Consider the following 21,443-nt stretch of genomic DNA (forward strand, 5'->3'; position numbering starts at 1 on the left):
AACTAATTATTCATATGACAACTGCGACAACTATTGTTACTTTTCTACAGTAACTAAATAAATATGAATGTTATATGTGAATTCATTTATGCCATCAATTGTTTCCGCTAATTCAAAATGAAAGGAGTGGAAGGTAAATGCATTCTTTAAACGCCACAGAATCCCTTTGGACTGATGAATCCGTAGAAAATTTGGAAACGAGAGAAGAGTATGGTTGTTTCTGCTTCTCCATTTGTTTCTCACTATGCTTCTGTTTCTGTTTCTAATTTAAACTAAATATTTCTAACTGGTTAGGTTTTCTTGGTAACAATAGTTGTGATATTCGTTCAAAGTAATTAACCAGTTAGAAATATGAAGAAAGCAGTATGTTAGTACTTTTAAGCAGGAGCAAGGGGAGTTAACTTGAACCTGCTTAATTATTTTTTTTGGGTGAAAAGTAAGGAGGGCGAAAGTTATGATTCCATTAGTTGTATTAGTTGTTGTATTTGCTTTGTTGACTATAACGCTATCATGTTTATGGCTCTACAACGATTGCTTGTATCGAGGGATAAATCCTTGGATTTGGGTATTATTAATGATTGCGACCACTCCCATATTGGGATTCATTTTATATTCGCTTATCGGAAAAAGAGGAATATCAATTACGGGTAAGTCTATAAAGAATAAGTATATAGGATCTGCGGTTTTTATTACCATTCTGTTGCTTATCTTTTCAAGTATCGGATTGGCATTTTATTCAGTGACATAAGTAGTACAGTTAGATTTAGCTGAGAGTGCTCTGTAGAGTTTCTACAGAGCTTTTTATTATTGTATAGTTCATTTCATTATTTTACCGGCTATGTTACTATGTCTACGATCTAAAAGGAATAATTTTGAATCGTAGGAGGGTTTTATGGAAATCGGTGCGATTACTTTTATTGTAAAAGACATGGAAAAGATGGTTACATTCTATCGGGATGTCATGAACATGGCTTTGGAATGGGATGGCGGCGTATTTACCGGGGTCCAGCATAAGAGTGGTGTGTTCTTTAATTTATGCCAGCGGGATGCGCTTAGTATCTCAGGGCTAGGTTATCCTAACGGGTTGAATGGGACAATGGAGGTCTCATTTGGCGTTCCCTCGCCTGAGGAGGTCGACAAGGAATTTGATCGTCTGGTGACTGCCGGTGCAACGCCTATAAAAGAACCTATTTCGCAGCCTTACGGGTTGCGTGAAGCTGTTGTGGCTGACCCAGAAGGCAATTTGCTTGAGATCGTAGCGGGCATTCCAGAAAATTAATATCTGCGAACAACCGATCGAAAGGAGGGACACTTTTGAGAACCCCAATAACTAACGTAAACTGGTTAGAACACCAAGAAATCATCATGCACGACTTACTCATTCAAGAAGCCACTTTAACCACCTATCCGATGGATGATGGCTTTGAAGCTGAGGTTCTAAAGATCAGTTCAGGCCAGGAAAGCTTTGTTTTGAAAACATGGAGTAAGATCTCCAAACCAGATGTTCAGTTTCAATATCGATTATTGGAGGTCCTGTCCGAACGAGGAGTAGCTGTCTCTAAGCCAGTGGGCTGGGGGATTAATCCCGATGGGGATAAGGTGTTGTTAACAAGCTTTGACGGAACGCCAATTCTTAAAGTGAATGATAAGACAATGAAGAAGCTCGCGAGCATTTTAGCCAGAATTCATCAAATAGATATTGCTGAGCTTGAACATATACAACTACCTAAGTACGACTTCGTCGATTACTTTTTTCCTGAAGTGAGTGAGCACGCAGATCTTAAACAAGCACTGATTTCTCTAGTAAAGCAAACGCCAATGAAACAGGACCGTATCATTCATGGAGATTTTCACTTAGGAAATATAGTTGAGGAACAAGAGCAGTTTACCGTCATTGACTGGACGAACGGCCAGTTGGGAGACCCAAGATATGATTTTGCATGGTCATTTATTCTGCTGAAAATCCACCTATCTGAGCGTTATGCCCGTGTGTTTCGTTCTGCTTATCTATTGGAGAATGACATCGAGCAAGAAGAGCTTGAGGTCTTTGAAGCATGGGCTTGTCTTAGATGGATCTTGCTGAATAGACGTGGTAGTACACCTAAAGGACCTAATGTAACGAAGAGGGTAAAGAGTTTAATAGGAAGTAATCGATTCCTAAAGGACTTGGAATTCGTAGGGTTTGAATGATCTTTTCCGCAATGAATATTTAACAATACTGACCGCAACCCTTTGCATGGAGGGCGGTCTATTTGCGTTTGTTCACTGAGGGGTCCCGGCATACCCAATTTTCATTGAATATTCAGTTTGGGTATTTATAATGCTTTTATGAATCAGAGGATGTTCTTGTATAGGACTTCGACTGTGAAAAGGAGGGTTTCCATGGTAAGGGCAATTCAAAAATCATTATATCTCATCTTTGCATTCTTCATTGGACTGTTTATCGCTTCCTCCTTTTTTATCCGAGCGAAATATAATTATTTCGTATATGGGGACACGCCAGTTTTGGAGAAGCAACAGCTGGGCCTTTTTATTCTAGGGATTGTGGTGGTGCTGGCGTTAAGCGTTATTTTGTATAAAATATGCCTGAAGCTTAATCCGTACAGTTGGAAAATCGTCATTCCAGCCACATTGCTGTGTTCTTTTGCCATTCAGATCGTGATCATTTTTCTGTTTCCTCGCTTGCCGACGGATGATTCGCAGACGGTGCTTTCACTGGCACTCGAAATGCTGTACAGGAATGATTATTCATCTTTTGACACGACGGGTTACTTGCATATGTTCCCGTTTAATTTCTCGATTGTTGTGTATTTAAAAACGTTACTACAGTTATTTCCGGATAATTATTTGGTGATCAAAATATTCAATATTCTATTTACACTCTTAACCTCGTTAATGATTTACCTGCTGTATAAAGAGCTCAATGAGAAGTCGAAGGATCGTGACTATGGTATTCTCGTGTTTGCTGCAACCTATATCCCTTCTTTGTTTATGAGTAATTTAATCTATAACGATGTGATTGCTACAGCCTTTCTAACAAGTGCTTTATATTTCGCTGTGAGATTTATAAAAAGAAAGTCCATAAAGGATATCCTCTTCGCAGCCATCCTTCTGGCAGTCGGCAACTATTTCCGAAGCATCGGTGTTATTGTTCTGATTGCTGTGGTGGTCAGTCTTTTGTTCAACATGCGTGCGATCGGGGTGAAAAAAGCTCTAAGCGCTTTGTTTATCACGATTTTATTGTTCAATACTCCGAGCTGGACGCAAAATGCTGTGTTGCAGGCGACGAGTGTTGTAGATGAACCGATTACTACAAATTCCGCACCTGTCTATATGTGGCTAAATATGGGGATCAATCTGGAGACGTTTGGGTTCTGGGATAACTGGCAGAGCTATACGATCTATCAGCAGGAGGCAAATTATAATAAGGCAGAAAGTACGGAGCTATTTAAAGAGGAAATCAGTAATAAACTCTCCGAGGCGAGCCTAAGCGACTTAGTGAAAATGTATTATAAAAAGATCGTTTGGACCTGGACGGAAGGCACATACCAGATGGAACGATATGGGCTGGGAAATGACGGATCATCCAGTAACGGCGGAAGAATAGGCTCTATCATGGACCGTTATAGCTACACTAACGCTGCAACAGATTTGTTTAAGGCGGACTCAAGTTACAGAAGCGGGCTGCTGTGGTTACTGTATGTTCTAAATTTCCTGATGTATGTTTGTATACTCATTCGTTTAATCGGTGGAATAAGAGCGAAAAGATATGGGGAGTCCTCTTTGATTCTTGTGGTGCTAGGCTTTATTGGATTCTATCTACTATGGGAGATTAAGTCTCGGTATATTTACCCGGTGTATCCGCTGCTGATCGTGTTATCCTACATGGGCTTTAAAGATGTATATGATTATATGTTAAAAAGATATTTTTCACGTTGACCATTTTTGCTCGGAAAGAGGGGGTTCAAAGATGCGGATTAGGCGATATCTCGCTTTGCTCATAGCAGTGCTAAGTTGTTCCATGGTGCTCGTCTCTTGCGATGCCATCACAGCGCAGAAGATATCAAGTACAGATTCTGGTTCGAGGGCGAACGGGGGACAGGGCTTTAACGGTGGTCGGGGTAAAGATGGAGGTGTCTCTCCCGGCATGAATGGCGGGACAAGAAGAAATGGCAGCCAGGGTACGGATAGTGGTAGCGGGCAAAGCGGGCGGCAGTGAAAAATTTCATGAACTTGCCCCAAGCCTACGAAGATTAAGTGTGATAGGATAAAGTTACGTATAAATTCCCCGCAGGGGTAAGAAAAGAGAAAAGGGAGCATCATGAGAATCATTATATCGCCTGCCAAGAAGATGAAGATGGATACGGATTTTATGGATTGCCGCCAGATGCCGCAATTCATAAGCGAGTCACAGACTCTTCTGGCCTTATTACAAAAGTTGAATTATGAAGAAGCCAAATCGCTATGGAAATGTAATGATGCCATCGCCACGTTAAATGTAGAGCGGATTCGGGAGATGGATGTAACACGGAATCTTACACCGGCTATCTTTTCTTATGAGGGTATCCAGTATCAGTACATGGCACCTGGGGTACTTCAAATGGAGGAGCTCGAATATCTTCAGCAGCATTTACGGATATTGTCCGGGTTCTATGGAATCGTCCGGCCGTTTGACGGCGTTGTTCCGTACAGGCTGGAGATGCAGGCTAAGCTTAGCGGACCAGGGTTCAAATCTATCTACGAGTTCTGGAACAGGAAGCTGGCAGATCAGCTATTTTCGGAAACTGACATCATTTTGAATCTGGCCTCCAAAGAATACAGCAAGTGCATCTCCCCGTATGTTGGCGGAAACGTTCGAATGATTAGCTGTGTATTCGGGCAGGAAATCGGCGGTAAGATCGTTGAGAGAGCGACTCTGGTCAAGATGGCCAGAGGTGAAATGGTACGCTTCATGGCTGAGCGGCAAATCACCTGTGTGGAGGATATCAAAGGCTTCGACGGGTTTGATTTCAGCTATGCGGATGAGTTGTCGGATGAGAGTACGTATGTGTTTATACAGAAAAAGAATGAAGAGAGTAAGTAGTATTCGATGGGTAATCTTGAAGGCGGTTGAATGACCAGCTAGAGCCTGCAGAGCGTTTGAGGGTGTACAGAAATCACACGAATATTGCGGTTCGCTCACTTGCGCTAAATATTTGGACGGTAATAGATTAGTTTGCATATTTTTAAGAATATATAAACACCAAAAAAGCTCAGGCTGTAAATCGCCCTGAGCTTTTTTTCGTGTTTATTGAGTTAAGCTTCCATCTTCTGTGCCGTGTAGAGGCGGTAGTAAAGACCCTTTTGTGCGATAAGCTCATCATGTGAGCCGCTTTCCGCAATACCTTTATTAGACACATACATAATACGGTCGCAGTTTTTTACGGTGGACAGGCGATGCGCGATAATGAACGAGGTACGTCCTTTAAGGAGCTCATTCAGACCTTTTTGCAGCAAACGCTCAGTCTTCGCATCGATCGATGAAGTGGCTTCATCTAGTATGAGAATTCTCGGATCAGCCAAAAGCGTTCTTGCGAACGAGATGAGCTGCCGCTGTCCTTGAGATAGCTTGGAGCCACGCTCGTTGACCTCTGTCAGGTAGCCTTGATCGAATTCACGGATGAATTCATCGGCACAGACGGCTTTCGCTGCGGCGATCACTTCTTCCTCGGTGGCATCGAGTTTACCGTAACGAATATTGTCCAAGATCGTACCGGAGAAGATGAAACTGTCCTGTAGCATAATTCCCATTTGGCTGCGCAGGGACTTCAGTGTAACCTGCGAGATATCCTGATCGTCGATAAGAATCTTACCGCTGGAAATATTATAGAAGCGCGAGATCAGATTGACGACCGTAGTTTTGCCTGCACCTGTTGGTCCCACCAGAGCGATGCTTTCTCCCGCTTTGATCTTAAAGGAGATATTCTCCAGAATATTGAGTCCTGGGTCATAGGCAAAGGTCACATCGTCGAAAGTGACATGGCCCTCTACAGGTCGCAGTGTCTTCGCGTCCGGAATATCACTGACGGTAACTGGCTCATCCAGCGTCTCAAAGATACGCTCAAGATAGGCAACGGCGTTGATGAAGTTATTGTACAGGTTCGAAAGATTCAGAATCGGCTGCCAGAAGCGGGCAGCGTAGCTGCTCATCGCCAGAATGACACCGAGGGTCATGTCTTGTGGACTAAGTGTTAGTAGGCCTACAAGGAAAATCAATGAGGTAACGATTGTAGACAAGTTGTCTACCGAGAATGGAATAAGCATGTTGTAACGTAGAGCCTTCATCCATTCTGTACGGAAATTACCCGCCAGACGTGTGAAGATTCCTTCGTTACGTTGTTCCCGGGAGAACATTTGCGTCACGCCAATACCGCTGATGCTTTCTTGCAAATAGGCGTTCAGGTTGGAGCTCTTATTGGATACTGCTTGCCAAGCCCGGCGTTGCCGAGTTTTGATCAGCATCATGATGCCAAAGAATACTGGCAGTCCTGCAAGGATGACAAATGATAGACGTACGTCAACGGCGAACATGAAGGCTGCAATAAAGAGCAAATTCACGATTTCTAGAATAAAGTTGATAATACCGTTGGACAGTACATCGGAAACGGCGTTGACATAGTTTACGACCCGGATGAGAATCTTGCCCTGCGGCCGGTCGTCATAATATTTGAAGGGCAACTCTTGCAGATGCTTAAACAAATCTGTACGGATATCAAAAATAATATCCTGCCCAACACTCGTCATGATGCGTGATCGTATAGTAGCCAGATAAACGCTGACCACAATGGTCAGAAGCATCAGTCCAGCCCAGCCCAGCAGCGCAAGCTTGGCTTTTGCCGGAATGGTTACGTCGATCACATGCTGCATGATCAGTGGAGCTGATAGGGATATAGCCGCTGAAAGCGCACTGAGTATAAATGCAACAATCATTGGTGTTTTCTTACGTTTGATGTATACCATCGCACGCCGGAAGTGTTTTATATTAAACGGCGATTCCAGATTCTCATCGACGTCGAATTTATTCCTTGCCACTTGCGGTCACCTGCCTTCCAATACCCTCGTTCTGCAGTTTAAACACATCGTAGTAGTAGCCCCGTTTCGCCAGCAGTTCGGTGTGGGTGCCTTCTTCAACCAGCTTCCCGCCATCCAGAATGAGAATGCGGTCAGCCTGCGCGGTCGTAGATACACGCTGCGCGATAATAATCTTCGTGCAAGGGTAATCCAGCTCGCGTAGACTTTTCTGAATATGTTCCTCCGTCTCCAAATCGACAGCAGAGGTCGTATCATCCAGAATCAGGATCGGACGGCGTACGGCCAAGGCACGTGCTAAAGCGATACGCTGTTTTTGACCTCCGGATAGACCGACTCCGCGTTCCCCGACAACGGTATCATAACCTTCAGGCATTTTGGTAATGAAGTCGTGTGCGGCCGCGAGCTCGGCAAAGCTTATCGCATCTTCTTCCGGAAGATCAGGATCGCCATAGGCGATGTTTCCATCAATAGTATCAGAGAACAAGAGTACATCTTGGGTCGCCATACCAATATTATCGCGGAGCTCATCGAGCTCTAGCTTTCGGACATCAACGCCGTCGACAAGTACGCGCCCCTCGGCTACATCATAGAATCGAGGAATCAGATTGATGATTGTTGTTTTGCCTGATCCGGTCGAGCCCATGATTGCTATAGTTTCACCAGGTTTAACGGTAAAGCTAACATCGTCAAGTACGATAGCGCTGTCATATTTGAAACGAACATGATCGAACTCAATACGGCCTTCGTAACGGCGTTTAGTAGTGGACTTATGCTCATTTATAATATTTGGCTTGGCGTAATAGATATCAACAATTTTGGATAAGCTCGCAAAAAAGCGCTGAATATCGTTGATAATAATACCGATGTTGCGCATAGGGTTGGATACAGCCCAGATCAGCGACGAGAAAGCCGTGAATTCACCGAAGGTGATCCGGCCGTTCATTAGGAACAAACCACCCACCAACATAAGAATTACGTTGAAGCCCTGAGCGAAGGATTCCAGATAAGGAAAGTAATCAAGCCATACAAGGGCGGCCTTTTTGTTCGCCGTGGAATAGTTGACATTCTTCTCTGTGAATTTTTGGACCTCGAACTCCTCGCGGGCAAAAGCCTTAACCACACGGTTTCCTGAAATATTCTCCTGAGTTGTCGTGTTAAGCTGGGACAACCGCTCACGCAGGTCGATATACATAGGACGAACGCGTTTAGCAAATATGTAAGCCACAATAAAAATGGGCGGTGACAGGATTAGCATCCACAACGTCAGCTGAGCATCTATAGTGAAAAAATAGATAACAGCGGCGATGAAGATCGTTAGCGATTCAATGATCGTTTTGAAAATCCATGCCATCGAGTGCCGAACCATATCCAGATCCCCGGTCATCTTGGTCATGAGATCGCCGGTTCGGTTATGGTCGTAATATTCTCTGTCCTGTCCTTGAATCTTGTTGTACAAAAAAATACGGATATTGTACATCATGTTTTGCGAGGACTTTTCATACTGCATGGTTGTAAAATAAGCAAGTCCTGTACGCAGTAGAGAAAATCCAATCATGCCTAGGCAGAGCATAATTAATAATTGCCGTTCTTGTGTAAGATTCTGCAGGGCATTGTCACCCGCAATAAACGTATCGACAATGCGCTGACTGATGTACGGGTTCACGATCGTAAGACTTGAGCCCACCACCGAGAGGCAGAGCGCCAGAATATACCGTGTCCGGTTCCCCTCTAAGTTCTGCCAAAGCCATTTCAGTTCGAACATCTGATCACCTGTTTCTGTTTGTTCTTTCACTCTTGCCTGAAAAGAATGAATAAATCAAGGTGATTATAACACTATCAAATGACTAAGTATCGTTTACGGAAAAATTTCCTTGTTACATTATTGTTACAAAAAAATGAACTTATTAATGATGTGAATTTTACCTTGCGTAATGAGGGTTTGCCATTCGGGCTTGGGCGTTCTAATTATGATAAACTGAAACAATGTAAAGTAATTAGGCTTGGTTTGGATAGAGACAGGAGGATGAGGAATGAGCTTTGTTGCTGTAAAAGGGGAGTACAAGCGTTACAAAATGGGTGAAAGTGTGATTGTTGCCAACGACGGAATTGATTTTGAGATAAATAAAGGTGAGTTTGCAGTGATTGTCGGTCCCAGCGGTGCAGGTAAATCGACGGTGCTTAATATTCTTGGCGGGATGGATTCTGCCGACGAAGGCCAGGTTATTGTGGACGGTACGGACATAGCCAAGTTCAGTGCCAAGGAGTTGACGGGCTACCGCCGCAATGATGTGGGTTTTGTGTTCCAGTTCTACAACTTAGTGCCGAATCTTACCACGCTAGAAAATGTTGAGCTTGCTTCTCAGATTTCCCCGCGTGCACTAGATGCGCGTAAGGTGCTGGAGGATGTGGGACTGGGCGCGCGGCTGGATAATTTTCCGGCTCAGCTGTCTGGTGGCGAGCAGCAACGTGTCGCTATTGCCAGAGCGCTAGCTAAACAGCCGAAGCTGCTCCTATGCGATGAGCCAACAGGTGCACTAGACTACAATACCGGCAAGCAAGTGCTCAAGCTGCTTCAGGATACCTGCCGCAATACAGGCACGACAGTCATTGTAATCACGCATAATCTGGCGATTGCGCCAATGGCAGACCGGGTTATTGAGATTAACAATGCTAAGGTACGGAAGATGGTAACCAATCCTTCGCCAGTATCTGTTGAAGATATCGAATGGTAAGGAGAAGTCACCTATGAAAAAGCGAGCGTTGTGGAAAGATATTTTTCGCGAAATTAGGCACACGAAAGCCCGGTTTATTTCGATATTTGCAATCATTATGCTGGGCGTTAGTTTTTTTTCCGGCATCAAGTCAGCCGGTCCAGATATGCTGGATACAGCCGGAATCTTTTACCAAGAGACGAGACTGATGGATTTGAAGGTGCAGACCAACTATGGTCTGACCGAAGAGAACATAGATCTGCTGAGTGATGTACCGGGCATCGACGAAGTCCAACCGGGTTACAGCGCTGATGTGTTCAGTGGCGATAATGCTTTGATACTCAAAGTTCATTCTTACAATTCAGATAAACCTCTTAACCAGTACAGCATAATTGAAGGTCGTCTTCCGGAGAATTCCGGAGAAATGGTATTGGATGACAAGCTGGTCGAAAAGTATGCACTAGGTGACAAGGTAACGTTCAGCGGAGCTGGAACGGATGCGGAGTTGTCGAACAACTTCGAAACCCTTGATTATACCGTAGTGGGCTTTGTGCGAAGCCCACAATTTATAGAGAAGAGTACCCGGGGCACCAGCGGAATTGGTAAAGGGACGGCGGATGCATTCGCAGCAATCCCGGAGTCAGATTTTAAGCTCCCGGTCTATACGGAAGCCTATCTATCCTTCAAGGATACAACCGGAGTGAAGGCTTATTCACCAGAGTATGAGGAATTGACCGAACAGCATACCAAGGCAGTAGAGCAGGCGCTGTCCGGCGTACCGGAAGCGCGTCTTACTGAGATGCGTGCGGAAGGTGAGAAAGAGCTGTCCAGTGGACGTGACAAGGTAGCCGCCGCCGAGCAGCAGCTCGCTGACTTAAAGCGCCAGCCAGAGGCGGTGCAGCAGGAACAAGCAACAAATATGAAAGCCATTGCGGATGGACTGGTTTCAGCCAAAGCGGAATTGGCTGCAGGGGAGCAAAAGCTTGCAGAGCTAGCGCTTCCCAAGATCTATATCACTGACAGAAACGCCAATCCGGGATATGCCGAATATAAAGACAACGCTGACCGGTTGTCGGCAATTGCGAGCGCGTTCCCGGTATTCTTTTTCCTGATTGCCGCACTGGTCAGTCTGACAACCATGACCCGTATGGTCGAGGAACACCGCCTGCAGATCGGGACACTTAAAGCGCTCGGCTATGGCAACCGTGACATTATGGCCAAATTCTTGGTTTATGGTACGCTTGCCAGCTTGGCGGCTTCGGTTGCAGGGCTTGCCCTCGGTTTTACCATGTTTCCGACCATTATCTATAATGCGTACAGTTCGCTTTATAATCTGCCGGATCTTATCAAAAGTTTCTATCCGTCATATTCCATCATTTCTATTATAGTGGCGCTAATCTGTACAACATTGACAGCTTGGATTGCCGCGCGGGTAGAGCTACGTAGCAACGCTTCCGTATTGATGCGTCCGAAGGCGCCAAAGAGCGGGCAGCGGATTTTGCTGGAGAGAGTTACGTTTGTATGGAAACGACTAAGCTTTGTTCAAAAGGTTACCGCACGGAATTTATTCCGCTACAAGCAGCGGATGTTCATGACTGTGTTCGGCGTGGCCGGCTGTACGGCGCTGATCCTGACCGGGTTTGGTCTCAAAGACTCGATCGGCAGCATTGCACCTCAGCAGTTCGGTACGATCATGAAATATGATGCACTTGTGGCGCTGCATGAAGATGCGTCTGCGGATGCACGGGATGCCTATGAGCAATTGATCACTGGCGAGTCCAGCATAACCGGATCATTAAGTGTGGCGCAGGAAACGATGAAAGCGCACAGCAGTGGTGTAAATGATCAGGATGTGCATCTGTTCATCCCTGCATCTGTTGATGCTATATCCGATTATGTAGAGCTGCGAGATCGAGTGAGCGGAGAAAAGCGGATGCTCACAGACGAGGGAGCGATAATCTCGGAGAAGCTGGCTAAATTATACGGGCTTGAACCCGGTGACCTGTTGAGTGTGGTGGACAAGGATAACGAGACATTCAAGATTAAGGTGGCAGGGATTACAGAGAACTATGTAATGCACTATGTCTATATGACACCTGCGTATTATTCTTCCGTATTTGGACAAGAACCGGTGTTCAACACAGAGCTGCTGAACTATACCACACACGATAAAGCATGGGAGGACAAGTTCGGCGAGAAGCTGACAGACAATGAAGGAGTGGCTGCGGTCAGCTTTTCAAGCAGCGTAGGCACTGCCTTTGACGACACCATGAAGAGTATGGACGTTGTAACCTTGGTGCTCATTGTATCGGCTGCTGCTCTTGCTTTTGTTGTCCTCTACAATTTAACTAATATCAATGTCTCTGAGCGGATCAGAGAACTATCAACCATCAAGGTATTGGGATTTTATGATAAGGAAGTAACGTTGTATATTTACCGCGAGAATTTGCTGCTAAGCTTACTCGGCATTGTTGCCGGATCGGGGCTTGGCATTATATTGCACAGCTTCGTCTTGAATACAGCTGAGCTGGATGCGACGATGTTCGCGCCGATCATCAAGTGGCCAAGCTATGTGTATGCCGCGCTGTTAACACTGCTGTTCTCAGGCATAGTCATGGCTTTCATGCACATTAAGCTCAAACGGATTCATATGATTGAGGCGTTAAAATCGGTAGAATAAGCGCAGCGTCCACACCAAAAGCAAAAGTTGATCCTACTTAAACACAAAGGACCGCATCGAACAGCCATTGTTATGGCTTCTCGATGCGGTCTCTTTTGATTTGAGAGGCGACGCAATCTTCTAACGTGAGTCGATCGATAACTCCATATGCAAGATAGGAAATGGATTACCTTGCTCATCCAGTGCAGAACGCTCAAAAACCTCAAAACCCATGTGCTCATAGAAACCTAAGGCCTGCGGATTTTGTTCATTTACATCGACGTAGTGTACGTCTAGTGTCTGTATGGCATAAGCAACGAGCGATTTACCGATGCCTTTTCCCATAGCAGCAGGTTCTACGAACAGCATTTCAATCTTGTTATCCTGAACCCCTATGAAGCCAAGGGATTGGTCATGCTCATCTATAAAAGTAAGTAGATGATTTATATGCTCCAACCCCTGTAGAACCAGTGGACGCAACGCATCAATGTCCTGTTCAGACAAAAATTGATGCGTATGCCGTACGGATGATTCCCAAATATTCAGTAGACGATATAAACATTCTTCATTTCTATTGGTGATTGGTTGTATCGAGTCCATGTCTTCCCTCGCATTTCCACTTAATTCGAAGAAGATGAAGCTGCAGCCGCAGCCGACGCAGCCGCAGCCCCAGCAAGAGCAGCCTGCTGTGCGATCACAATATTAGTGATGCTGGTGGAAAGCATCGAGGTTACAATGCCGCTTTGCACATCCTCTACATATTTGAACGCTACCAGCGCAGCTGACAGCAGTAGCAATTCCTGCTTTACAATGGACCAGCTGCCAAAGCCTTTTTTAGTACGCAGTAATTCGAAGGTCTCTGAGACTTCCGTAACCATGTCCTTATTGTTGGAGGAGAGCAAAGTAAGCACGCCCAGCGAAGAAAGGGTATATTCCTTATCTAACCGGATGCCATGTGCACGGAACGCATCTCGTAATGCCAGTACACGATCCGCTGCTTCAGAAGCTTCTTTTCCAAGAACCAGTACCTGTGTCAGAGCTTGGACACTGTTCCCCGACATAAATTCAGGTTTTAGTGTAGTGTAAAGCTGCTCCATCCGGTCGATGCCGCTGTCCACGTCGATATCGGAAAGGCCGAGCATGGCAGAAAAGATGTAATCATCATGTCCGGTAAGGAAACGGTGCTTCGCTTTCATACTATCGTAAAACATCTTTGCGCGTTCAACCGTACGCTGATACTGATCTGTTGTCGTATTAGCGGCGATTTGATAAGCGGCAACGACGAGATAATCAGAGGCTCTAAATTTGACGTCCTTCAATAAGTCATACACGGTTAGCGTGTTTGCCAGCTGTTGTTCCTTATCAGCAGAAAGAGAGAGCATAGTAGCAATACTGATTGCCGAATTCCCCCTAAACGAAGAAAACATTCCGGTATTTTCTTTAATAAGCTCGTGGCTCGCACGAATCGCATCCTCATCTGCACTTTTATTCTCTGCTGTGTACAGTAACCCCGCCAAACGGCTAACCATTGCATTATGCCAAGGAAAAGCCTTTTTGATCCTCTGTGCGTTCTCTGCGAACAATTCAACCCTTGCTGCATACTGCTCGTTCATTGGATACACCCCTCAGTTACCTTTTATTTCATATTACTACGAAGAAATTTGGAGGAGGATTCATTTGTGGCTCAAAATCAAAATTAGTTCATAACTAGCTTTTTGGCAGACTGCTTGCCTGCAGAGAGGAGGTTGTCGCTCAATTCAGGATTATTTACAGTCCGTGCAAGAATAAGAGAGCCAACCATAGTACTGAACAGTGCGCTACCTTTGGACGTGTCGATGCCAGCCAGAGTAGAGATAAAATCAATCATCCGCTCTAGCTCCTGTGTGAATACCTGCCGAACATCCTCGGAAGAGTGGGCTAATTCGGTAGAAAGGGCAGGAATAATGCAGCCCATCTCGGTTTTGTCGCGGTGATACGGACTTAAATAATAGTCAATGACCGCATTGATTTTGGGGTTCTGGTCTTCCTGATCCGCAACCTTCTGCAGAAGTGCGATGGTATCGCTGATGGCATATCGGCAGGCTTCGGCGACCAGCTGTTCTTTGTTGTCAAAATGTGAATAGAAGCCTCCATGCGTCAATCCGGCTCCTTTCATAATGAAGGGAACACTTACATCATGAATTCCATGGGTGCGAAAAGCCTGGGCAGCACTTTCAACAATTTTATTCCGTACTTTTATTTTATGGCCTTTGGGATAGGGCATTGTAATCACTCCACAGCATCATAATTCTACTTCTAAAATATTATAATCATCATAATAAAGCCTGTCAATTTAGCGTTTCTGAGCACATCTAGCTTATGAAAGGATAAACAAGGTTGTTGACGGTTTTAAAATATGATGATTATAATATATTGCGGTCATCATATTTTGAGATAGCTAAACAGGAGGTGTCGGGAGATGAATAAACTTGAATCCGTAGAAACATTGGTCATTGGATCAGGTCCGGGAGGGTATGTGGCGGCGCTGCGATCTGCACAGCTTGGGATGAAGACGGCAATAGTTGAACGCGATCAGTTAGGTGGGGTCTGTACAAATGTTGGGTGTATTCCCTCCAAAGCATTAATTGCTGAATCCCATCGTTATGAGTTGCTTAGAGCGTTCAGCTCTGCAGATGCGGCAGTGTCATTTAAGAATGCTCAGGATTTCAAGCAGGGAATTGTGAATAAGCAGGCAGGAGGAGTCAGCTATTTATTAAAGACGGCAGGTGTAATCATTCTGGTAGGAGAGGCTAGATTGCTTGATGAGCATACGGCGATTATCAGTCAGTGTGGGCAGGAGCAGACTCTTTCATTTAAAAATGTCATCCTGGCCACAGGCTCTCGTCCGATTGAGCTGCAAGTCTTTCCGGTTGGCGGACGTGTTTTGTCTTCCACAGAAGCTTTGGCGCTGCCAGAGGTTCCAACAAGCCTAGTAGTTATAGGCGGGGGATATATAGGTGTTGAACTGGGGCAAATGTATGCCAAATTCGGAACAAAAGTAACGATACTGGAGGGAGGAGAACAAGTGCTGCCTGGATTTGAGCCGGAGCTTGTGAGCCCTGTTGGAAGGCAGTTGAAAGCTGATGGGATTAAGATGATTACCGGAGCGACAGCTGTGAACGTAGTGCAGAGTGCGGATGCCATTACACTGCATTATTTAAAAAATCAGGAAGAGCAGTATGTGACAGCGGAATATGTGTTAGTCACTATAGGCCGAAAACCAAATACAGACGGCAATTTAGGGCTGGACCGTATAGGCTTGCCAGTGACGAGCAGGGGATTGATTGAGACAGATGAACAGTGCAGAACGGCTATTCCGAATATTTTTGCAATTGGGGATATTACGTCGGGTCCTGCCCTTGCTCACAAGGCATCTTACGAAGCCAAGATTGCGGCAGAAGCTATTGCTGGTCTCTCCTCCGAGGTTGATTATAGAGCCATTCCGCTTGTTGTATTTTCTGATCCAGAGCTGGCCAGTGTTGGCTTAAGTGAAACGGAAGCAAAGTCAAAAGGAATTCCGGTCGTTATCGGCAAATCCTCCTTTGGGATTAACGGGAGAGCCTTGGCTTTGAGAGAAACTGAGGGCTTCGTCAAAATTGTAGCGGACCCGAACTCTGGAATCGTTATTGGCGCCCAAATTGTTGGAGTAGAAGCATCTACACTTGTGTCGGAGCTTGCCCTTGCTATTGAGATGGGTGCAACTGTGGAGGACTTGGCGATGACCATTCACCCTCATCCCACATTGGGAGAAGTAATTATGGAGGCTGCCGAAAATGCAGTTAGGAAAATGAGAATGGGAGAGAGTGGAAAATGAAAATAAAAGCAGGTTTGTATATCGGAATTGCTATTGTGTTGATCGTTGGTGGGGCGCTTCTTGCTGTAAAAGGAAAGGATGCTGTCAGTCAGGCTGAGAGCAGGAAGCAAGGGATTCTAGATGCGGAGCAAAAGACCCTATTGTATCAGAACAGTCCAGGGTCAATTATAGAGGTCGGTGTGGCTGTAGGTGATTCTATAAAACAGGGAGAGGTATTGTTCAAGGTTAAATCCGCTGAAGAAGGAGAAACAGATGTACTCGCGCCAGAGGACGGATCGGTCAACAGGATTATTGTAAAGCCGGGAGATCAAATACAGCAAGGAATGCCAATGGCGATATTGCAGAAAAACAACTTTTATACAGACCTCTACATACAGGAAAGTGAAATCCAAAAGCTAGAGGTGAATCAAAGCATTAGCGTTCATTTTCCGTATTTGGAGCACCCAGAGGAGGTGACGGGTGTAATTGCTTCCATCGCAGTCGCTCCTCAATTTGCCAGCCTACGCATGTCACGTGAAAAAGGGCAAGCCGATTTAAGCATGTTTCTTGTCCGTGTAGCTATGGATGCGAATGCTGATTTGCTCCCGGGGATGACTGCGGAGGTGAAGCTCGATGAAATCACTGATTGATGAGTGGAAGTACGTAACGGGCAGTAAGTATTTACGCTTGATTTTTATCGGCCCGTTAATCGCAGCTCTGTTCTTCGGCTTGATGTTCTCAAAGAATCAAATCAGCGAATCGCATGTTGTAGTCATTGATGAGGATCACAGTTCGTATTCACGACAGCTGATCTCTAAAATAAATGCTTCTCCTTATATGAAAGTAACTAATGTGTACGCCAGTCCCCTGGATCCAGAAACATTACTGGCAAATGAGCAGGCAGTCGCGGTCATCATGCTTCCTAAAGAGTTGGAGCTGCGTCAGCAGCAGGGGTTATCAACGAATCTCGGCATATTAATGGATAACACAATGCCCTCAGGGCTAACCGGTATACGAACTGCGATTCAGGAAGTCATCCAGACGGAAAATATGACGCTTTCGATGACCCGTCTGGTTCAGAAAGGAATGGACGCAGAAACCTCTAAAGGGATTATTTCTCCATTGTCCCTTCAGCAGCGGATGCTGTTTAATCCGACCACGAGTTACGTAGGCTTTATGGTGCTTGGATTTGTAAATATTGTGGTGCTGATGATTACAACAAGCGCAGCGGGTTCAATTGTCCCTCGCTTGCGTCAGGAGGGGAAACTCTTTGCAAACGGGAACTCTCCTTGGCAGATTTGGGTTCGTAGTCTACCATACGCTGTTTTGACCACTATCTCGCTGCTCCTGTGTTATGGCTTATTAAAACAGGTGGGGGGAATGCGCTTTGTAGCGGAGCCTTATCTGTTCATTCTTCCGCTGTTTGTGTATGCCTTTGCCTTGTCTCTCATGGGCCTGTTGATTGGTTATACTGCCAAAGACGTATCCAAAGTTAATTTACGAACCAATTTCGTATTGTATCCGTCATTTCTTGCTACTGGAATCCAACTGAGTCCACTTGCGTTTCCGGAGTTTTTTCAAATTTCCGCTTGGGCATTACCGATGAATTGGCTGAATCGCCTCATACGCGGGATGGCTTTTCGGAATGGGGCGCTAACAGCCTACAGTCAGGAGCTGGGGGCACTGCTGATCATTATTGGTGTTGCATCCTTATTCATTGGATTGCTGGTGCTTCGGGAGGCGAAGAAACCCGAGGTTCAGCTCTCGACATCCGTTTCAGCTTCAGTAATTTAATTTACCCTAGTCGTGCAAAACGTCGTTCTGTTTTATTAAGATGCTTCACCCGTTCTTCTAAGCTGCGATCTGACATTCCGGCATAATTATACCAACGGAGATTCTTACGTATTCCCATTTTGCGGAAGGTCCCTCTGAACAGAATCTTGGTGATGGGGTTGCCAAAAATCCAGCGATAAAAGAAGTCAGGAGTATTCATAACAGTCAGCAGGGATACTCCTTTAATATTCGGCAGTAAGCATTTGAAGGGCCGTCCAGGTTTAATTTCTTCGTAGACAATGCCTTTAGCGAATACCTTATCAAGAAAGCCTTTGGTAAGAGCGGGCATGGCTTCCCACCATATAGGGAATATGAAGACAATATGATCCGCTGCTATAAGACGCTGCTGATAATTGGCGACTAGAGGGTCGATGGTTTTCTTTTGTCGCCAAGCAGCAAGTTCTTCGCAAGACATGACTGGATTAAATTCATCGGCATGCAAATCGATAAGATCAATCGTATGGCCTTTGGTGGTAAGACCTCGCATAACGGAAGCTAGTAAGGCCGCGGAATAGCTTCGCTGATGGGGGACATTCTCGGACGCTGTTGCTCCATATGGATGATCAAAAATAATCAGGACATTCATATAAATACCTTCTTTACGATTTATTGTTTCTCAGAAATTAAATAATGACTATGGAAACAATAATACGTTTTAAGTTTCCTTGTTGTCAATATTATTTCTAGGAAACTTTATTTATGATCTGTATCTTGTTAAAATGATCATAAGATGAATTTACGAGGAGACTTAACAGTGACGCATTCTTTCGAGAACTTACCTAATAAGGATATTTTGATAAAAAAATTGATAGAAATGATTCCACAATTACAAAAGCGATTTCAATCGGAGGATGATGAAGAGAAGGAATGGTTGATTCAGAACTGTAGTAATCCCCTTATCATTGATTTCCTCAAAGACTCCACAGTCATGACCCTGCATGTAATAGATGCAATTGGACAGCTTGAACCGGTGAATGGCACTACCATTTCGAAGCATTTCGGAATTCCGAAAGGCAGCGTGTCCAAAATCACTAGAAAATTAGTTCTGCAGGAAATGATTCGCACGGAGTTTCTCCCCGATAATAAAAAAGAAGTGCTGTTTCTTACAACACCTCTTGGAAAAGAAATATTCGATTTGCATCAAGCACTACATAAGGAGATGAATAAAGGGATAAATCGGTTTCTACAAAGATATAACACAGATGAATTGTTATTTCTGATCCAAGCATTCGAGGATACTTTGGAAGCATCATGGGTTCATTCGGAATCGGTTGCTGAAGAAGAACCATTAAATGCTGGAGAATCTCTTGAGGCAATGGAAATCGATGAAATGAGTCAAATCGTAGACATGCTTAACCAACTGGATACACGCAATCTTAAGAAAGCTAAGGCCATTCTTCAAGATGTGTTTTTTACCTCTTTTGAGTAGTTTCATAATTTGCGATAATGGCTTATTTTCTTTTCACCCTTCCACAATTGCTCTAAAAGCATGGCCAGTATAGTGCCGACAAGCAGACCATTACTGCAAATATATCGAAATGTGGAAGGAAGACTCTGAAATACCGCTGGAGGTAAAAACATAAGTCCGATGCTCACCAACAACGTTATTCCTAGTATCGTTAATCGGCGATGATCAAGCTGTTCCTGTAGCAAGGATTGGAATGCAATCCCTACGATTTGTACAAAAGTAGCTAGAAGTGCTGCACTGGCTACTGGCGCTGGAAGTAACGATAGCACATTGACAACGGACGGCATAAGCGCGATAACGGTTAGTAACAGACAGGCCATAAGAAATGGCCGAATTCGCTTTTGCCCCGTTAATTTCATAAAGCCCGCCGAGGCTGGCAATGGAACAACGCCTATCGTTGAGAATAGGGCGGCTAGTATATGAGAGATCCCTCCTGTCCAAATCCCTCTACTTAATGCTGTTTTTTCATCTTTCGGTAAAACCGGAACTACTTGTTTTACAGCGGAAATAGAAGAAATTGTATTGGATACTAACAAAAACGTAAACAACAGTGAGGTAATCACGATCCCTAGATCGAATTGAGGTACTCCCCAAGCAAAAATTTGAGGGAACTTCAAGACGGGATTTGAATCTGTAAATGTTGGGCCCACTTTCCCCAATGCTGCAAATAATGCCGAACCCAAGCCGATTCCAATCAGTACGGCGTAACTACTAATCCATCCTCTTCCTTTAATAGAGAGAATAATAACAAGTCCAAAAATAAAAAAGGATATGAGTGCTGCCATAACATCTGGTTCGGCGCTTGTTCCCTGTAACCCAAGCATGCCTTTGACTAATACACCGCTTAATTGCAAGGCGAGAATGAATAAAAATGAACCCGAAACTAAGGGTGTGAATAAAAATTGAAGCCTATAAACTAGCCCTGTAGTTCCTAATACGAAGAGAAGAAGACCGGCTACGATTAATCCTCCTTCTAGAATTTGTAATGTATACATTTGATCTTGCCCTTGAATGAAGGCTAAGTTGCCTAATATGACAAAGATACTTACCCATGATCCCGCAGGACCATCTGCAATAGGGTATTTATGTCCTAACCATCCCTGAATAAATGAACTGATTCCTACAACGAAAAATGTCCGCTGCATTAAAGTTGAAATTTGTTCAAACGACAATTGAAAAATACCTCCAATGACAATGGGCAGAGCCACTGCATTGGCTAGCAAAAAAATGAACCATTGTACAGTGCTGAGACTATCAGTAACACGTTTGTTCTCCATATCAACTCACCTTTACTATTGTTAACTATACAATCTATACGGAAAAAGAAAGCCACCTTTCGATGTGAAATCGTTAAAAGGTGGCTGGCTCGCTTCTTAATCTATTACCATTTGCGATATGGCAAAAACTTTCCGTTCATCGTCAGAATGATGCGGTCACCGTTCGGATCTTCTTGCTTTTGTACGTCGAATTGGAAATCGATTGCGCTCATGATACCTTCGCCAAGCTTCTCCAAAACAAGTTCTCTAATCGTTGGACCGTATACAAGCAGCATTTCGTATAGGCGATACAATCCTGGATCTGTAGGCGGCATATCGATGACATCGCCACGGTGTGGGATTTGTGTGAGCGCTTGAACGACTTGTTCGTCGAGTTCAAGCAATTCCCCCATTTTATCTGCTTCATTACGTGTCATTGTTGCTTGACCCAACAGTGCAGTTACAACCCAGCTCTCTGAATGCTCGCTTTCCTTTGCGATTTCGCCCCAAGTTAATCCTTTTGCAAATTTAGCGTCCAATATCTGTTGTGTCGCTTCTTTTCTATTCATATTTCATTGCTCCCTTTAGTTTAGTATAATGAGTATCGCTTAGT

The 21,443-nt window shown here is 44.6% G+C and carries 20 protein-coding genes; 12 read left to right on the forward strand and 8 right to left on the reverse strand.

Annotation, left to right across the window (positions count from 1 at the left end; genetic code table 11):
- The first annotated feature begins 454 nt into the window (after positions 1 to 454).
- The 6 genes from ACN6MV_RS03960 to yaaA all read left to right on the forward strand — a co-directional run bounded on the left by ACN6MV_RS03960 (position 455) and on the right by yaaA (position 5,083).
- Positions 455 to 748 carry a hypothetical protein gene (locus ACN6MV_RS03960; RefSeq protein WP_042124136.1) on the forward strand — a complete coding sequence of 98 codons (294 nt, stop codon included), beginning with the start codon at positions 455 to 457 and terminating at the stop codon, positions 746 to 748.
- Between the two features lie 144 nt (positions 749 to 892).
- Positions 893 to 1,279, forward strand: coding sequence for a VOC family protein (locus ACN6MV_RS03965; RefSeq protein ID WP_419885763.1), 387 nt, complete (start codon positions 893 to 895; stop codon positions 1,277 to 1,279).
- Positions 1,280 to 1,314: 35 nt separating this feature from the next.
- Positions 1,315 to 2,190 carry an aminoglycoside phosphotransferase family protein gene (locus ACN6MV_RS03970; RefSeq protein ID WP_375104779.1) on the forward strand — a complete coding sequence of 292 codons (876 nt, stop codon included), beginning with the start codon at positions 1,315 to 1,317 and terminating at the stop codon, positions 2,188 to 2,190.
- 192 nt (positions 2,191 to 2,382) lie between these two features.
- On the forward strand, positions 2,383 to 3,939 hold the full coding sequence (locus ACN6MV_RS03975; RefSeq protein WP_419885764.1) for a glycosyltransferase family 39 protein: 1,557 nt from the start codon (positions 2,383 to 2,385) through the stop codon (positions 3,937 to 3,939).
- A gap of 31 nt (positions 3,940 to 3,970) precedes the next feature.
- The gene (locus tag ACN6MV_RS03980; protein ID WP_419885765.1) at positions 3,971 to 4,219 is read left to right on the forward strand and encodes a hypothetical protein; all 249 of its coding nucleotides are present in this window, start codon (positions 3,971 to 3,973) and stop codon (positions 4,217 to 4,219) included.
- Between the two features lie 102 nt (positions 4,220 to 4,321).
- The gene (gene yaaA, locus ACN6MV_RS03985; RefSeq protein WP_419885766.1) at positions 4,322 to 5,083 is read left to right on the forward strand and encodes a peroxide stress protein YaaA; all 762 of its coding nucleotides are present in this window, start codon (positions 4,322 to 4,324) and stop codon (positions 5,081 to 5,083) included.
- Positions 5,084 to 5,295: 212 nt separating this feature from the next.
- Here the strand turns inward: yaaA and ACN6MV_RS03990 are convergent, their stop codons facing one another.
- On the reverse strand, positions 5,296 to 7,071 hold the full coding sequence (locus ACN6MV_RS03990) for an ABC transporter ATP-binding protein (protein WP_042124145.1): 1,776 nt from the start codon (positions 7,069 to 7,071) through the stop codon (positions 5,296 to 5,298).
- Entirely contained in the window at positions 7,058 to 8,833 is a 1,776-nt protein-coding gene (locus ACN6MV_RS03995) for an ABC transporter ATP-binding protein (RefSeq protein WP_419885767.1), read from the reverse strand. Before ACN6MV_RS03995 ends, ACN6MV_RS03990 begins: the two co-directional genes overlap by 14 nt.
- 268 nt (positions 8,834 to 9,101) lie before the next feature.
- Between ACN6MV_RS03995 and ACN6MV_RS04000 the strand changes: the two genes are divergently transcribed.
- The gene (locus ACN6MV_RS04000; protein WP_042124149.1) at positions 9,102 to 9,803 is read left to right on the forward strand and encodes an ABC transporter ATP-binding protein; all 702 of its coding nucleotides are present in this window, start codon (positions 9,102 to 9,104) and stop codon (positions 9,801 to 9,803) included.
- 13 nt (positions 9,804 to 9,816) lie between these two features.
- Positions 9,817 to 12,462 carry an FtsX-like permease family protein gene (locus ACN6MV_RS04005; protein ID WP_419885768.1) on the forward strand — a complete coding sequence of 882 codons (2,646 nt, stop codon included), beginning with the start codon at positions 9,817 to 9,819 and terminating at the stop codon, positions 12,460 to 12,462.
- Between the two features lie 120 nt (positions 12,463 to 12,582).
- Here the strand turns inward: ACN6MV_RS04005 and ACN6MV_RS04010 are convergent, their stop codons facing one another.
- From ACN6MV_RS04010 to ACN6MV_RS04020, 3 genes are all read right to left on the reverse strand, one after another.
- The gene (locus ACN6MV_RS04010) at positions 12,583 to 13,041 is read right to left on the reverse strand and encodes a GNAT family N-acetyltransferase (RefSeq protein WP_375104785.1); all 459 of its coding nucleotides are present in this window, start codon (positions 13,039 to 13,041) and stop codon (positions 12,583 to 12,585) included.
- A 20-nt stretch (positions 13,042 to 13,061) separates the two neighbouring features.
- Positions 13,062 to 14,054, reverse strand: coding sequence for a DUF4003 family protein (locus tag ACN6MV_RS04015; protein WP_076300281.1), 993 nt, complete (start codon positions 14,052 to 14,054; stop codon positions 13,062 to 13,064).
- An 83-nt stretch (positions 14,055 to 14,137) separates the two neighbouring features.
- Positions 14,138 to 14,704: a TetR/AcrR family transcriptional regulator gene (locus tag ACN6MV_RS04020; RefSeq protein WP_042124157.1), complete on the reverse strand. Its 567-nt coding sequence runs from the start codon at positions 14,702 to 14,704 to the stop codon at positions 14,138 to 14,140.
- A 195-nt stretch (positions 14,705 to 14,899) separates the two neighbouring features.
- On the opposite strand from ACN6MV_RS04020, the gene lpdA reads away from it, so the two are divergent.
- The 3 genes from lpdA to ACN6MV_RS04035 are packed head-to-tail and all read left to right on the forward strand — an operon-like array spanning position 14,900 to position 18,067.
- Complete coding sequence (gene lpdA, locus ACN6MV_RS04025) at positions 14,900 to 16,294, forward strand: dihydrolipoyl dehydrogenase (protein ID WP_419885769.1); 1,395 nt, start codon at positions 14,900 to 14,902, stop codon at positions 16,292 to 16,294.
- The gene (locus tag ACN6MV_RS04030) at positions 16,291 to 16,923 is read left to right on the forward strand and encodes an HlyD family efflux transporter periplasmic adaptor subunit (RefSeq protein WP_042124161.1); all 633 of its coding nucleotides are present in this window, start codon (positions 16,291 to 16,293) and stop codon (positions 16,921 to 16,923) included. The genes lpdA and ACN6MV_RS04030 overlap by 4 nt, the downstream gene beginning before the upstream one ends.
- Positions 16,907 to 18,067, forward strand: a complete 1,161-nt coding sequence (locus ACN6MV_RS04035; RefSeq protein ID WP_042124163.1) for an ABC transporter permease — start codon at positions 16,907 to 16,909, stop codon at positions 18,065 to 18,067. The genes ACN6MV_RS04030 and ACN6MV_RS04035 overlap by 17 nt, the downstream gene beginning before the upstream one ends.
- Before the next feature lies 1 nt (position 18,068).
- On the opposite strand, the gene ACN6MV_RS04040 is transcribed toward ACN6MV_RS04035, so the two are convergent.
- Positions 18,069 to 18,692, reverse strand: a complete 624-nt coding sequence (locus ACN6MV_RS04040; RefSeq protein ID WP_042124164.1) for an NAD(P)H-dependent oxidoreductase — start codon at positions 18,690 to 18,692, stop codon at positions 18,069 to 18,071.
- A 168-nt stretch (positions 18,693 to 18,860) separates the two neighbouring features.
- Between ACN6MV_RS04040 and ACN6MV_RS04045 the strand changes: the two genes are divergently transcribed.
- The gene (locus ACN6MV_RS04045) at positions 18,861 to 19,535 is read left to right on the forward strand and encodes a MarR family transcriptional regulator (RefSeq protein ID WP_231574029.1); all 675 of its coding nucleotides are present in this window, start codon (positions 18,861 to 18,863) and stop codon (positions 19,533 to 19,535) included.
- 2 nt (positions 19,536 to 19,537) lie between these two features.
- Here the strand turns inward: ACN6MV_RS04045 and ACN6MV_RS04050 are convergent, their stop codons facing one another.
- Positions 19,538 to 20,851 carry a purine/pyrimidine permease gene (locus tag ACN6MV_RS04050; RefSeq protein WP_042124168.1) on the reverse strand — a complete coding sequence of 438 codons (1,314 nt, stop codon included), beginning with the start codon at positions 20,849 to 20,851 and terminating at the stop codon, positions 19,538 to 19,540.
- A 104-nt stretch (positions 20,852 to 20,955) separates the two neighbouring features.
- Positions 20,956 to 21,399: a cyanase gene (gene cynS, locus ACN6MV_RS04055; protein ID WP_042124170.1), complete on the reverse strand. Its 444-nt coding sequence runs from the start codon at positions 21,397 to 21,399 to the stop codon at positions 20,956 to 20,958.
- Positions 21,400 to 21,443: the final 44 nt, after the last annotated feature.

The sequence above is a fragment of the Paenibacillus sp. B-A-8 genome, from assembly GCF_048572915.1.
Lineage (GTDB): Bacteria > Bacillota > Bacilli > Paenibacillales > Paenibacillaceae > Paenibacillus_AQ.

Bases quoted from the DNA above. Each gene is read 5' to 3' on its own strand.
- ACN6MV_RS03960 (WP_042124136.1), top strand. From the start codon at position 455: ATGATTCCATTAGTTGTATTAGTTGTTGTATTTGCTTTGTTGACTATA.
- ACN6MV_RS03965 (WP_419885763.1), top strand. From the start codon at position 893: ATGGAAATCGGTGCGATTACTTTTATTGTAAAAGACATGGAAAAGATG.
- ACN6MV_RS03975 (WP_419885764.1), top strand. From the start codon at position 2,383: ATGGTAAGGGCAATTCAAAAATCATTATATCTCATCTTTGCATTCTTC.
- ACN6MV_RS03980 (WP_419885765.1), top strand. From the start codon at position 3,971: ATGCGGATTAGGCGATATCTCGCTTTGCTCATAGCAGTGCTAAGTTGT.
- yaaA (WP_419885766.1), top strand. From the start codon at position 4,322: ATGAGAATCATTATATCGCCTGCCAAGAAGATGAAGATGGATACGGAT.
- ACN6MV_RS03995 (WP_419885767.1), bottom strand. From the start codon at position 8,833: ATGTTCGAACTGAAATGGCTTTGGCAGAACTTAGAGGGGAACCGGACA.
- ACN6MV_RS04000 (WP_042124149.1), top strand. From the start codon at position 9,102: ATGAGCTTTGTTGCTGTAAAAGGGGAGTACAAGCGTTACAAAATGGGT.
- ACN6MV_RS04005 (WP_419885768.1), top strand. From the start codon at position 9,817: ATGAAAAAGCGAGCGTTGTGGAAAGATATTTTTCGCGAAATTAGGCAC.
- ACN6MV_RS04010 (WP_375104785.1), bottom strand. From the start codon at position 13,041: ATGGACTCGATACAACCAATCACCAATAGAAATGAAGAATGTTTATAT.
- ACN6MV_RS04015 (WP_076300281.1), bottom strand. From the start codon at position 14,054: ATGAACGAGCAGTATGCAGCAAGGGTTGAATTGTTCGCAGAGAACGCA.
- ACN6MV_RS04020 (WP_042124157.1), bottom strand. From the start codon at position 14,704: ATGCCCTATCCCAAAGGCCATAAAATAAAAGTACGGAATAAAATTGTT.
- lpdA (WP_419885769.1), top strand. From the start codon at position 14,900: ATGAATAAACTTGAATCCGTAGAAACATTGGTCATTGGATCAGGTCCG.
- ACN6MV_RS04030 (WP_042124161.1), top strand. From the start codon at position 16,291: ATGAAAATAAAAGCAGGTTTGTATATCGGAATTGCTATTGTGTTGATC.
- ACN6MV_RS04035 (WP_042124163.1), top strand. From the start codon at position 16,907: ATGAAATCACTGATTGATGAGTGGAAGTACGTAACGGGCAGTAAGTAT.
- ACN6MV_RS04040 (WP_042124164.1), bottom strand. From the start codon at position 18,692: ATGAATGTCCTGATTATTTTTGATCATCCATATGGAGCAACAGCGTCC.
- ACN6MV_RS04050 (WP_042124168.1), bottom strand. From the start codon at position 20,851: ATGGAGAACAAACGTGTTACTGATAGTCTCAGCACTGTACAATGGTTC.
- cynS (WP_042124170.1), bottom strand. From the start codon at position 21,399: ATGAATAGAAAAGAAGCGACACAACAGATATTGGACGCTAAATTTGCA.